Annotated in this window: 11 protein-coding genes; 2 read left to right on the forward strand and 9 right to left on the reverse strand. The window is 25.2% G+C overall.

Going from position 1 to position 14,168, the window contains the following annotated elements; all coding sequences use genetic code 11:
- Window positions 1–30: 30 nt before the first annotated feature.
- From arsD to ACYUET_RS18440, 3 genes are all read right to left on the reverse strand, one after another.
- Window positions 31–399 (reverse strand): arsenite efflux transporter metallochaperone ArsD, encoded by a 369-nt coding sequence (arsD, locus tag ACYUET_RS18430; RefSeq protein ID WP_460282085.1) that lies wholly within the window; start codon window positions 397–399, stop codon window positions 31–33.
- Window positions 400–706: 307 nt separating this feature from the next.
- Window positions 707–3,010, reverse strand: coding sequence for a bifunctional glutamate--cysteine ligase GshA/glutathione synthetase GshB (gene gshAB / locus ACYUET_RS18435; RefSeq protein ID WP_460282067.1), 2,304 nt, complete (start codon window positions 3,008–3,010; stop codon window positions 707–709).
- A gap of 68 nt (window positions 3,011–3,078) precedes the next feature.
- On the reverse strand, window positions 3,079–4,392 hold the full coding sequence (locus ACYUET_RS18440) for an MATE family efflux transporter (RefSeq protein ID WP_460282069.1): 1,314 nt from the start codon (window positions 4,390–4,392) through the stop codon (window positions 3,079–3,081).
- A gap of 540 nt (window positions 4,393–4,932) precedes the next feature.
- On the opposite strand from ACYUET_RS18440, the gene ACYUET_RS18445 reads away from it, so the two are divergent.
- Entirely contained in the window at window positions 4,933–6,615 is a 1,683-nt protein-coding gene (locus ACYUET_RS18445; RefSeq protein ID WP_460282071.1) for a flavin monoamine oxidase family protein, read from the forward strand.
- Between the two features lie 195 nt (window positions 6,616–6,810).
- Here the strand turns inward: ACYUET_RS18445 and ACYUET_RS18450 are convergent, their stop codons facing one another.
- Complete coding sequence (locus tag ACYUET_RS18450) at window positions 6,811–7,029, reverse strand: DEAD/DEAH box helicase (protein WP_460282073.1); 219 nt, start codon at window positions 7,027–7,029, stop codon at window positions 6,811–6,813.
- A gap of 414 nt (window positions 7,030–7,443) precedes the next feature.
- Here ACYUET_RS18450 and ACYUET_RS18455 point away from each other — a divergent pair, with 414 nt between their 5' ends.
- Complete coding sequence (locus ACYUET_RS18455) at window positions 7,444–8,463, forward strand: serine hydrolase (RefSeq protein ID WP_460282075.1); 1,020 nt, start codon at window positions 7,444–7,446, stop codon at window positions 8,461–8,463.
- 300 nt (window positions 8,464–8,763) lie between these two features.
- Here ACYUET_RS18455 and ACYUET_RS18460 read toward each other — a convergent pair whose 3' ends face one another.
- The 5 genes from ACYUET_RS18460 to ACYUET_RS18480 form a co-directional block, all read right to left on the reverse strand.
- On the reverse strand, window positions 8,764–10,035 hold the full coding sequence (locus tag ACYUET_RS18460; protein ID WP_460282077.1) for an ABC transporter permease: 1,272 nt from the start codon (window positions 10,033–10,035) through the stop codon (window positions 8,764–8,766).
- Entirely contained in the window at window positions 10,026–10,763 is a 738-nt protein-coding gene (locus tag ACYUET_RS18465) for an ABC transporter ATP-binding protein (protein WP_460282079.1), read from the reverse strand. The genes ACYUET_RS18460 and ACYUET_RS18465 overlap by 10 nt, the downstream gene beginning before the upstream one ends.
- Window positions 10,756–12,168, reverse strand: coding sequence for an efflux RND transporter periplasmic adaptor subunit (locus ACYUET_RS18470; protein WP_460282081.1), 1,413 nt, complete (start codon window positions 12,166–12,168; stop codon window positions 10,756–10,758). The genes ACYUET_RS18465 and ACYUET_RS18470 overlap by 8 nt, the downstream gene beginning before the upstream one ends.
- Window positions 12,169–12,187: 19 nt before the next feature.
- Entirely contained in the window at window positions 12,188–13,369 is a 1,182-nt protein-coding gene (locus tag ACYUET_RS18475; RefSeq protein ID WP_460282083.1) for a TolC family protein, read from the reverse strand.
- A gap of 622 nt (window positions 13,370–13,991) precedes the next feature.
- Window positions 13,992–14,168: ferritin family protein (locus ACYUET_RS18480; RefSeq protein WP_460282087.1), on the reverse strand; the 177-nt coding region annotated here is incomplete at its 5' end.

The following is a 14,168-nucleotide window of genomic DNA, read 5'->3' on the forward strand; positions in this document are numbered from 1 at the left end:
ATACATAAACTTATTATTTTTTATCTATAATTAACAACATCCACCCTTACAATTACATTTAGTAGGTCTCTTTATATTTGCTTTTAAATAATCCTCTGGTATATTTAATAATTTACAAAATTCTTTATTACTAGGATAACTACCCATTTTAACAATTTTACCATTTACCATAATAATAGGAAGAGCCTCAACACCCTTTGTCATTAATATCTCGTTTATAATTTTATTAGTTACAAATATTTGAGGATTACTTGTAAGATTATATCTTTCAACTATTATCCCTTTGTTTTTTAAAGTATTTAATACTGTTGCAACTCTTAACAATTCTGGATTAACAGATGGACCACAAACTCCTGTTGAACAACACATTGCTGGATCAAATATTATCATTTTATTTATATTTTTCATAGCATTCTCTCCTTTTACACATTTATATTTATTTTTATTTTATACTATATATAGATAACTATCTATATATAGTATAAAATAAAAGCTAGATAACGTCAATACATTACCCATTCAAAAGATTTATTTGTTTATATACATTAATATTTATCTATATTTTATACTATTCAAAATTTTATTCACTGTTACAAAATAATTTTAAAACATATATATCTTCTAATTAAGCTTAGCTTTTGACTCCATCTAAAACAAAGAGTACATTTCAAAAACATATTTGTTTGAAATGTACTCTATTAATTAACTAGATAAACTCTAATAATTTTAATATTTCTTTTGCTATATTTCTCTCTATACCTTTATATGGATAAGAATGAATATGAATAGCTGGATTAAAATTCAATTCAATTATTCCATATGAAGAGTCTTCACTGTTATAATCTTCTATCATCATATCTACTCCACATATTTTAGCACCTACTGCTTTTGCTGCCTCAATAGCTACTGTTTTAAATCTTTTTGGAATAAGATCTGTATAATCTATGCTATCCCCTCCAGTACTAATATTTGAGTTTTCTCTTAAATAAACTATTTCATCTTTATTAGGTATATAATCAAAATTTAAATTATTTTGTTTTAAAAATAATTCTGCATTTTCGTCTAAATTTATTTTCTCTAAAGGTGTTTTATATCCCTTTCCTCTTAAAGAACTTTGATTTTTAACTTCAACTAATTCTTTTATGGATTTAACTTCATCTCCAATTACATTTGCAGGTACCCTATGAAGTATTCCTACAACCTTATCATTTATAACTAAAAATCTATATTCTTTCCCCTTTATAAACTCCTCAACTAATACTGTCTTATCATACTTAAACGCAATTTCTATAGCTTTTATTAGATCACTTTTCTCTCCCCCATCTGGAAATATGCTTATTCCGATACCAAAATTAGTTGACTTAGGCTTTATTACTATTGGCTTATTACTAAACTTAGTAGAATTCAATACAGCATCATTAAAAGAATTAAATTCATATCCTTTTGGAACATTTAAACCATTATCCTTAAGTACTTTTTTAGTTACTACTTTATTTTCCATAATTAATACAGTAACATAATTATCTTTAGAAGTCTTTGTTGCTTGTTTTACATACTCTACTCTATTACCTTTTTTAAGTTTTATAAAATTTTCGCTTCTATCAATAATTTCTACTTCTATTCCTCTTTTTATAGATTCCTTTATTAATAGCTGAGTTGATAATTCTAAATCTTCATATCCTTCTAATTTAAATCTTTTTTTATATGAATCTTTTTTATAAATTTCTGCTAAATTTAAATGTGCATCAATATATCCTTCACTCTTTACCTTTTCAATAATTCTATATGAATATGTACACTTATAATTTCTTATTTTTTCTATCATTTTAACTATAACTTCATCTTTTCCTAAGTTAAGTTTTTTATTAATATTTTTAATATCTTCTAATATATCTAATGCCCATATTTCTTTTGAAATTTCTTTTCCATCTTTTTTTAACATTATATCATTATGACCATATCGTGCTATAAGTTTCTGATTTTCTAATGCCTCTTCTTGCCATTTATCATAAGTACTTTCTTCAACAATTAGTAAAAATAAATTAAATATCTGTAAGAAATTCAAATCATCTAAGCTTATCCCTGCTTTATCAAAAGGATTAATATCTATACTTCTATATTCTAGGTAGTTAATACCATCTTTAATAAGTGATTCAAAAAAATTGTTATTATCTTTTGCCTTTAATCTAATTGAACTATAAAATTCTTTATGACTTTCTATAATTTTATCATTTATAAAGCTTTTTAAACTCTCAACATATCCCTTTGTAGAATTATAATCAGCAAATAAATCTGTATTATTTGTATATCCACATTCGCTATTTCTATATGATAAAGCTCCATCATTTGAAAATACATTATTTGTAACCTCTTTGAGTTTTTTTACACATTCTTTTGCATAACTTTCATGAATTAGACCAGTTCCACCTAACAAATATATTAATAACCATCTATATCTTAGATAATTCCTTGCAACTTTAAGATATAAATTATCCTTAAAAGTTTTATAGTCTAAATTATTATCTTCATCCTCATACAATCTTTTAGTCATTTCCTCACTAAAAGAAAAATTATAATGTATACCTGAAATTAACTGCTTTTTAGGGCCATACTTCTTTAATAAGTTCTCTCTATACTTTTCAGCTTCTTCTCCTATAGGACTTTTATCAAATCTTGCAATTGGAATTTTGTTATCACTTGGGATTATACATGGCATAGACTGCGGCCATATATATTCACCATCTAATTCTAAAGCTACAATATCATAAAGTACATTTAAAAAGTTATATAATTTATCTGTTTTATTAAATACAGGTGTAATCAGTTCAAGCTGACTTTCTGAAAAATCTGTTGTTATATAAGGATTATTCATCTTTTCACCAAATTGTTTAGGATGATGTTTTAAAGATAAATTTCCATATTTATCAACCCTTAATCCTTCTCTCTCTAATCCAAAATTACCATTTAATAATTCTGATGCAGTAAATAATTTTTTTAAATTATTAAGCATTTTTATACCCCTTCCAATCCTTTAATTTATTCATATATTTTAAGTAACTATTTATATCTTCTATACTATTAGCCTTCACTTAAAACATAATTTAATCTATACATTAAATATGCTGCAATACCTTTTAAGACACTTGATAAAGCAATACTTAACCATATGCCATTTAAACCTATTAATTTTGTAAAAAATAAAGCCATAGGAATTCTTAAAACAGTAAACACTATACTTATAGTTGCTGAGATTTTAGGCTTTCCTATTCCAGTAAATAATCCATTTGAAACCATTTCTACAGTACTAAATAATTGTGAAAAAGCAATTATCCTTAAATATTGACTCGCAATTATTATAGTATTTTCCTCTCTAACAAATATTTTTACTAATAATTCTGGCATTGTTATAAACAAAATTCCTGTTATCACAGAATATATAATTCCTATTTTTAAAGCCATTTTATATCCTTCACTAATTCTATGATATTTTTTTGCTCCAAAATTTTGTCCAACAAAACTAGCTACTGCACCATTTAGTCCTCCTATAATCATAAAAGTTATCGATTCTATTTGAACTCCTATCTTTTGAGCAGCAATAGCATCGGATCCAAAAATTGCTATTATCTTTGCAAGAGCTATATTTACAAGTGTAAATAATACTCTTTGAAAAGCCATAGGGAAACCCAAATTTATTATTTCCAATACTTTTTTTGAATCTATACCAATATTAAAATCAAATTTTAAAGTTTCTTTTGATTTTAATATGAATATACTAAACATAATTATATTAGATATTAATGTAGCAATTGAGGCTCCTGAAACTCCCATACTAAATACATATATAAATATAGGATCCAATATTATATTTATAATTATTCCTATAGTGTTTATTTTTAAAGCTGTTTTATTATTCCCAAAGCTTCCAAAAATTCTTGTATATAATAAATTAAAAAATGCAAAAATCATCATAGGTGCACTTAATGCTAAATACAAGTAAGCATCCTTTTCCACAACAGAATTATTTATATTTAAAAAATTAATAAATTCTTTACCTAAGAATACAAGAGTTAATGCATAAATTATTCCTATTATAGTGTTAATAAATATTCCTGCATTAATATATTGTTTTACTTCAAATTCATTTTTCCTACCAACTGCGTGTGAAACTTTTATTCCCGTCCCAATAACAACTAACGCATTTATAGAATATCCAAGTCCTATATAAAAACTTGATGATCCAATACTTGCAACAGCATTACTTCCAAGCGCCCCTACCCATATCATATCTATAAGGTTGTAAGCAAATTGTAATAAAGAACTTCCCATTATTGGTATAGCTAATGCTATTAGTACACCTAATACTTTTCCTTGTGTTAAATCTATCTTTTTCATTATACCTCCACTACAGATTTATCCTATTAAGAATCTACATAACAGTCAAACCCTTTTATAGGTTAGAAATAATAAATAAACTCTTTCAGATAAAATTTCTAACTTTTGAATAGTGGTTAAAACCCTACATCAAGCTAATAACTCTGTCTACTCTCTCTTTATATAGATACATATCTATATATACTATAATTAACCCTACTTATCTTGTCAATATAATCTATTTATATTCTTACTATTTTGCTAATATAAAAGATTATAAATGTATTAGCTTAATTAAAACATATTTATTTAAAATTTCTATTCAATACAGATATAAAAATCCCTAAATAATATAAGCTTTTTTAATTCAAGATATGACCAAGTTATAACTATGTTTTAATTTAATGTTGATATTTATACTTTTCTATATATAACTGCTTTATTCAATCTTAGATAATTAAATAAAGTTAATTGGTCTTTTAATTTTATTTAATTAATATACTTAATATAGAATTTAAAAGTATTCTTAATAAGTATTTTATAAAAAGGAGTTAGATTTATTTGATTACAAAAATTCGAAATCTACAACCATCTAATCCATCCAATGAAGAAAGACATATACTGCTGAAAACTGCTTTGAAAGAAGTAAACCGTATTGATGATTTTGATAGTATAGTATCATCACTTAGTCCTCCAAAAGATATTACAACAATTGCCTCTCCAAAAGATTGTAAGGAAGTTAAAGTTGGTATAATAGGAGGAGGACTTGCTGGTTTATCTTCTGCTTTTGAACTCAGAAAATTAGGGTTTGACATTACGATCTTTGAAATGCAACAAAACCGTATTGGTGGTAGGGTTTATACCCATTATTTTGATAAAAATAAAAATCTTTATGGTGAACTTGGAGCTATGCGTATACCAATAAGTCATGAAAGTACATGGCACTATATAGATCTTTTTAAGTTACAAACAATACCTTTCATTCAAACAAATGAAAATGCATTTATATATATACGAAATAAACGTGTACGAAATGATCCTAAAGGTAAAAATGTAATGAAAGAAATTTATCCTGAATTTAACTTAACTCCAGAAGAAAAAGTTACACCTTGGCAAAAACTTATAGATTATGCACTAACAGATAATCTTTTAAAGATAAATCCTTCTATAAGAAAAGAACTACTACATATAAAAAAGCAATATCCAGTTCTAATTGAATCGTTAGACAGTTTAAGTATAAGAGATGAATTAAAAAAAATGAATTTAAGTGAGGGTGCTATAGAATTAATATCATGCCTTATTCCATTTCTTGGTGCTTTTTATAACAATAGCTATTTAGAAAATTTGCAAGAAGATTATAGTTTAGATTCTGCTTATAGATATCAGATAGTTGGTGGTTCTATTAAGTTACCTCTTGCTTTTTATAATTCATTAAATTCTAAAAATCCTAAAGAGTATAGTAATATTGAAGAAAATAATTTAGGAAAAGTAACTTTTAAAAATGGAACAACAGTAACTGGTATCTTTAATGATAATAATAAGATTATAATTGAATATAGATGTAAAAATTCTTTTAAAAAATTTAATAAAACTTTTGACTATGTTATTTGTACAATTCCTTTTTCTAGTCTTAGAAATGTAAATATATATCCAATGTTTAGTCCTGAAAAAATGCAAGCAATAAAAGAAGTTAATTATTCATCATCGCAAAAAACACTTTTTTTGTGCAATAAACGTTTTTGGGAAAAAGGAAATGATAATGAAAAAATATTAGGTGGTGGCTCTTCTACTGATTTATCAATTGAAAGCATATGGTATCCTTCTTATGATATAAAAAATTATGATAAATATAATGACTTTGGAGTACTTTTATCATCATACAATCTTGGACAAGATGCTCTACGTTTAGGACACCTTGATGATAATACTCGTTTTGAAACAATAAAAGAACAAGTTGAAATGGTTCATGGACTTCCTAATAAATATCTTGATACAATTGTAACAGAATTCAAAACAATTACCTGGGATAAGGAAGAAGGGTTTCTAGGAGCATTTTGTTATTTTATGCCAAATCAGCACACTCTTTTTTCATACGTAATGTCAAAACCAGAATATAATAATAAAGTATATTTTGCAGGGGAACATGCTTCTAGCAAACATGGTTGGATGCAAGGTGCCTTAAATAGTGGAATGAAATCTGCTAATTTAATAGCTAAATATTGCAAAGAACTTAATTCTTTTTAATTCTTAAACAAAATAAATTATATATACGTTGTAATAATAATTATTCAATAACTCAAATAACTCTATATTCTTTTGTTAAAGGTTTTAAATTGCAACATATATACTTGGAAATTACAAACTCAAATTAAATATAAATTTTAAGCCCTAAATATCTAATTTAGGGCTTTTATAGTTTATTATTTAAAAATATAATTTTTAGACTCCTTGAAATATTATAATACCTTCATCTTGGCTTACTAATCCACTCTGTTCCAATTTATCTAATTCTATATCTAAATTGAAACTATTATAAAATCTTTCATCTACTATAGCTTCATATTTTTCAAAATATTTCTTTAGTTCATAGTAACTAATTTCATTTGCCTCACTTATCTTATTAATTAAACGTAAAGTATAACTTGATATTCTATTCATGAAATCACTCCTTATTATGATTAGTATTATTTTTATGTAACAATGTGAGACACATTAATTAATTCATTCTTATAAATTAATATTATTGTTCTTATATTAAAATTAGAACTTATATTATTTTTTATTTTAATATATATGTTCTAATTAAGTTATTACATTTATAATCTTTTATATAATTTTTATAGGACAGTATATTTTTAATTAATAATATGTGGTTAGAAACATATATATCATAAATTTTCTATATAAGTTCCTCACTGTAGTGAGGAGTAATATCATTTGTAAATATTTTAAATTTATTTTAATGAACAAACTTTATTGGAACTTATATAAATTATAATTTTAAAATTGATTGACATTATTTTTTTTATTTCATACAATCTTTAAGAGAAGTATTTTAACAGGAGATGAAAAATGAGGATTATAAAAAAGTATTTTATATTAATAATAATCATATCTATTTTAATAGTGTCGCTTTTATTTTCCTTTATTTATATGAAAAGTAGCTCTCAAAATTTTAAAATAGATAATGATGTTTATAAAAACCTTGATGATAATAATGACTATAATACAGATGATTTAAATTCTTCAAAAGATGTTGTTCCTACAAAATTAACTACAGGAATCCCTATTGATGATGATTTACTGGATTCTAATTTAACAAAGAAAGAAAAATTATATATTTTAAATAATAATAAATATAATCTTGAGGATAGAATTTCATTATATTTAGGTACTGATAAAGAAAATTTTGGATTTATATATTATGATTTAAATTCTGATAAATATATAAAATTCAATGAAAATGATACTTTTCTTGCTGCTAGCACTTATAAAGTTTCGTTAAATTTATTAGCATATGAAGAAGCTAAACAAAATAAAGATTTACTTAACACCGTCATTAATTATGAGGATAGGTATTATGAAGAAGGAACAGGTGTGTTACAAGATTTAGATAATATACCCGCTATGAAAATTCAAGAATTATTAGATTTATCTATAATAAATTCTGACAACATTGCAACAAATATGGTTGGTGATTATTTTGGTGGACATGACAAAGTAAGAAAAAAAGTTTGGAATATATTTAATATTCCATTATCGACTTCTGATAATTTCACTACACCAGAAGCGGAATTGAAAATTTTAAAACATATATATGATAATAAAAGTGATCCTAACTATGCACATTTAATTAAAGTTTTACAGTCTACAGATACTCACACTAGGCTTGATAAATATATACCTCAAGAAATAGTTGCTCATAAAATTGGATCAAGCAATGAGTATATTCACGATATAGGTATAATAACATGTGAAAATCCGTACATATTAATAGTTTATACAAAGGGCTTAGATGATGTTGAGGAAAAAATAGGACAAGTATCTAAGGCAGTATATAATTACCAAATAAACTTTCGAAATATTAACTAAAGTTATATTTTAACATTATCTCTATATTAAAAAACGCTAAGAAATTTTGAAGTGTCGATTTTTTAGCCATGTACTCTTTCCAAACGTAGTGCAGGAAAATGGTGAGGCATATGATTACTTTTTATTCTTTATGAGTATTTATTATATCTTTTAAAATACAGTATTCTAAAAGTAATCCACAGATTATCTAATAATATAATTTCATAAAAAATACAAAAGAGTTATCTTTAAAATGATATAATAAATCATCTTTAGATAACTCTTTTATTATTGAATATATTTTAAAACATATTCTTTCTATTATTCATATCTTAAAGCTTCAATAGGATCTAAGTTTGCTGCTTTTTTAGCTGGATAATATCCAAAGAATACTCCTATTCCCATTGAGAATGTAAAGCTTATAAGAATTGTACTTACTGATATTGATATTGGTGCTTTTAATAATAAGCATGCAATTGCTCCAATTCCCATACCTAAAAGTATACCTAAAATTCCACCAATAGCACATATTATAACTGATTCTGTTATAAACTGTGTCTTTATATATGAACTCTTAGCACCTAATGCTTTTCTTGTACCAATTTCTCTTGTTCTCTCTGTAACTGATACTAGCATTATATTCATTACTCCTATTCCACCTACAAGCAATGATATAGCTGCTATTACAGATATAGCTAATGATACAGTATGAAGTGCTGAGGTCATCTCTTTAAGTTGGCTTTCCATATTATACACACTTGCTTGCCAATTCTTATTATTTTTATATAATTTATTAAACTGTTTTTCAAGATCAGCTGTTAATTTCATCACATCAATATTAGCTTTAGGTTTTATTGTAAATTCAGAATAATTCTTATTCTTTGCTGAAGCCTTCGCTGTAGTTATAGGAATATATAAATGTGTTTGCATATCTTTTTCTGTTGCTTTGTTTGGCCCTTCAAATGGTGATGCTTCATATTTGTATACACCTACAATAACATAAGTTTCTACAACATCACTGCAATATACTTTAATTTCTTTTCCTAATGGATCATTATTATTCTTAAACATATTATTTACAAATTTATCAGAAACAACTGCAACCTTTCTACTTCCCTTAAGGTCTTTATCTGTTATAAATCTTCCTTTTGTCATATTTATATTGCCAGTTTCTTTATAACCATCATTTACACCATTAATTTTTACATTAGCATACAAATAACCATCTTTTGCTTTCCCTGTTCCTGTCATTTCTCTTAAAGATATAGTTTCAATTCTATCACTAAAAAGTTTTTTTACATTCTCTAACTGTTCGTTTGAAAAACAATCCTCTTCTTTAAGTTTTTTCCACGCATCTGAGTCATAACTTTCTCCACCATTTTCATCAACTTTAGGAGATACATAAGCACTAATATTAGTTGCACCATTTTTAGCTAATGTATCTGTTAATGAAGATGTCATTGCATTTCCTATTGATACAATTGCTATAACAGAGGAAATACCTATTATAATACCGAGCATTGTTAATACAGAACGCATCTTATTCGATTTTATTCCAGCTATAGCAAGCATTATATTTTCTTTTATAAACATAACTTTTCACCATCTGGAAATCTTCTAGAGTAGTCTTTATTATACTCTTCTGATATTATTTTCCCATCCCTTAATGTTATAATTCTTTCTGTTTCCTTTGCCAATTCATAGTTGTGAGTTATAAACACTATGGTTTTCCCTTGCGTTTCATGGACTTTATGGAATAAATCCATTACTAGTCTACCTGTTGAAGAATCAAGTGCTCCTGTTGGTTCATCTGCAAGTATTATACTTGGATCATTTGCTAATGCACGAGCAATTGCAACTCTCTGTTTTTGTCCACCTGAAAGTTCATTTGGAAGATGAGTTAATCTTTCTTGCATATCAACAAGCTCTAAAAGCTTCTTTGCACGCTCTATTCTTGTTTTCTTATCTATTCCCGCATAAAGCATTGGTAATTCTACATTTTTTAATGCAGTACTTCTAGGAATTAAATTAAATGTTTGAAATACAAAACCTATTTTTTTATTACGTATTTCTGACAAATGATTATCTGTTGCTTCATTTATATTGCTCTCATCTAAAATATAACCTCCTGAAGTTGGCCTATCAAGTGCACCAATTATATTCATCAAGGTACTTTTACCAGAACCAGAAGCTCCAACAATAGATACAAATTCACCTCTTCTTACATTTATATCAATATTTTTTAATATATCTAATTGATTAGGCGTACCTATATAAAAACTTTTTACAATATTATTCATTTCTATTATATTATCATTCACCAGCACCATCCCCTTTTATTTCAATGTTGCTTCCAACAGTATAAGATGAAGGATTAGAAAGAATCATTAATCCATCCTTAATTTCATCTCCAGATATTTCAACATTAAAGTCTGATTCCATTCCTATAGTTATAGGTACTTGTTTAACAATATATTGCTCACCTTGTTTTTCTGCTACATATATGCTACTTCCATTTTCATCTTCTACTATATTTTCATGTGGTACTGCATAGATATCATTTTTTTCATCTAAAATAATATTTACTCTAGCATTCATACCAACTCTTATTTTATCATTTGGTTCTTTCATTTTTACTTTAGCTTCAAAATTCACATCATTACTTGATTGTGTTTCACCTTGAGGAGTTTTTTCTTTCTTTGCTGTAGGATCAACACTTTGTATTTCCCCTTCAATATCAATATCCTCTGTCGCATCTGTTTTTATAGTAGCCTTTTGTCCAGCTTTAATATGAGTAACATCAACCTCTTTTATAGATACAGTTACTGTTACATTATCTAAATCTTCAACTTCAAAAAGTGCTCCAGTGCTTGGACTTCCTACAACTGCATTTACACTAGTAATTGTCCCATCAACTGGTGCTTTAATTGTACATTCTTGTAATTCATTTTGTTTATTTTCAAGCGCAATTCTTTCACTTTTATTATCATAATTTATTTTTGCAGTTTCATAACCATTTTTAAGATTATTAATATTTTCATTTATCTTAAGGTTTTCATTTTCTAATGCAACTAAAGCTTTATCATAATCAGATTTTGCATTTTTATAATCAGTTTCAGACTTTTTTAAATCCTGATCTGAAATTTCTCCATAACCTAAAAGCACTTTATTATATTCATAAATTCTTTGCTTATCATCTAAATCTCGCTTAGTTGAATCTACTGCTGCATTTGCATTTATAATTTCTGTATTTAAATTATTTTCATTTATATAAACTGCATTTTCATAAGCTGATTTTTTATTATCAAGTTCTATTTTAGCATTGGCTTCCGATGCATTAACTGTTACAGTTGATTGTGCTATATCTTTTTCTAATTTTTCAGTGTCTAATACTGCTAAAACATCTCCTTTTTTTACTTTATCTCCAACTTTCACCTTAACTTCTTTAACTATATTATTAGATGTTGTATACACATTAGTAGAATTATCACTTTTAACATCTCCTAAAACATTAATACTATTTACAATATTAGTTTTTTGAAGAACAGTATATTGTACATCCATTGCTTGCTTAGGTGATTTTAATTTAAAAACTATAAAGCCACCTACCAAAACAATTAATACACCAATTACTATAAATTTCTTTTTACCTTTTTTACCTTTAGTAGTTATACTCTTAAAACTTATATTTTTAGGATTTAATTTACTTATATTAAGTTTAAGCATATTTATATATCACTCCAATCTAATAACCATTTTTCATTTGTATATAAGTTAAATAATTTATATACAAGTTGTTTCTTTGAGATACAAAATCTGATTCTTTTTTATTTAATCCATTTTCAAACTCTTCTATTTGTTTTTTAGAGGCAAATCCATAATTATATTTAGTATTCATAATTACAACATCATACTGATCTCTTTTTAATCTTTCATCTGCATTTTTTATTAAATCACATGAAACTTTAAGATTATTATATTGTTTTTCAAATTCTAACTTTGCCTTATCTTTTTCTTGCTTTAAATAAATTTCATTATTGTCAATTTCATAATCACTTACATCATCTAAATCATCTAATTTATCAGATTCAATTTTTCTTACTTGCATATCTACATTATTATCAAGCATTTCTTCTAAATCATCTTGAAAATTAATCTTAGAAATTTTATCTAAATCAAGTTTAATATCTGTGTTAAATTTCAATTCTTCTTTATTAGATAATCCTAATGATAAAAGAAGTTCTTTCAAGTCATTTTCTTGTTTAGTATTTAATTGAGATAATTCATTTTTTAAATCTGTAGTATCAAATGTATTAGAAGTATACTCTTTTTTAGATATAAATCCCATTTCATATTTTTTCTTAGAAACTTCTGATTGTTTATTTTTTGTATTAAGTTCAGATAACTTAACTTCTTTTTTTGCTACTGTATCTAAATAATCTATATATTGTTTTTGAACTTTCATTACTGATTGTTTTACTTCTTTATCATATTTGGTTCTGGCTATTCTTAAATCATATTTTTTTGCTTTTTTGCTGTCCTTAAGTGATTTTAACTTTTCTTCCAATCCTTCTATTTTTCCCAACTTTTCTCTTTTATCATCCTCTTTTTTATTTAAATTTTCCTTACTTTCATTGTTGGTTTGTGAATCTTTATTTGTTTGCAAATCTTTATTTGAATTATAAATTTCATCTTGCAACTTTTTAATCTCATCTTCTGTATCATCGATATCATCAATAGTATCTTTATACTCTTCTCTTGCTTTTTCTAAATTATTATCTATAATCTTTAGTTCTGGACTATATTCAAGCATAATTTCTTCTATATTATCAAGAGATATTTCAATAACATTATTTGTAGCAGCTTGTACATTTGTAAAATTTAAACATACTATAAATAAAATTAAAGTGCTTATAAATTTTTTCATCTATTATTCCTCCAACTTTGTTTTTTATTGATAGAATTTTTCATTTTTAATCTAAGTTTAATATTTTTTTCCATAAAATAATTATATAGATTATGTTTTAAGTAAATCTTAAGATATTATTATTTTTTCCTATATTTATCTTAAAAATATAAAAAATGACTATCTCAAAAAACATATTTATGCATTTGAGATAGTCTACTATTTATTTACTATATTTAAATACATTATCTATACTAGAAAATTATATAACCATTTGCTTTTTTAGTCTATCTTTAATTATAATTCATTATAATTATTCCTAATATAACTTTTACTAAATAAAAAACTACAAATGGTAATACCTATAAAGTTCTTAAGTCACATTCACAAAAAACAATAGACTAGTAAGATCATTTATCTTGTCTATTATTTTATTTCATGTGCCTAATACAAATTTCCTATTTAAACCTATCTACGATTATATTTAGATTTAGCAAATCATCAACTGTTATTTTTTTTAGGTTTACAATCAACAAAAAATAATAAGGATTGTCTCAAATACTTACTATATTTTAAGACAATCCCTTAATTATAAATAAAATATATTATATTTTGGGTTAATTAACTTATTTAATATCTATTTTTATGCAAAATATCTATCTAATAATCCTTTAAATGCTTTTCCATGTCTTGCTTCATCTTTGCACATTTCATGTACTGTGTCATGAATTGCATCTAAGTTTAATTGTTTAGCTAATGTAGCTAAATCTTTCTTTCCTTGACATGCTCCATGTTCTGCTTCTACTCTTAATTCTAAGTT

Source organism: Clostridium sp. CTA-5, assembly GCF_054768135.1.

What these genes read in the sequence shown, in the direction of transcription:
- ACYUET_RS18440 (WP_460282069.1), bottom strand. Translation starts at nt 4,392, where the DNA reads ATGAAAAAGATAGATTTAACACAAGGAAAAGTATTAGGTGTACTAATA.
- ACYUET_RS18460 (WP_460282077.1), bottom strand. Translation starts at nt 10,035, where the DNA reads ATGTTTATAAAAGAAAATATAATGCTTGCTATAGCTGGAATAAAATCG.
- ACYUET_RS18455 (WP_460282075.1), top strand. Translation starts at nt 7,444, where the DNA reads ATGAGGATTATAAAAAAGTATTTTATATTAATAATAATCATATCTATT.
- ACYUET_RS18470 (WP_460282081.1), bottom strand. Translation starts at nt 12,168, where the DNA reads ATGCTTAAACTTAATATAAGTAAATTAAATCCTAAAAATATAAGTTTT.
- ACYUET_RS18450 (WP_460282073.1), bottom strand. Translation starts at nt 7,029, where the DNA reads ATGAATAGAATATCAAGTTATACTTTACGTTTAATTAATAAGATAAGT.
- ACYUET_RS18475 (WP_460282083.1), bottom strand. Translation starts at nt 13,369, where the DNA reads ATGAAAAAATTTATAAGCACTTTAATTTTATTTATAGTATGTTTAAAT.
- gshAB (WP_460282067.1), bottom strand. Translation starts at nt 3,010, where the DNA reads ATGCTTAATAATTTAAAAAAATTATTTACTGCATCAGAATTATTAAAT.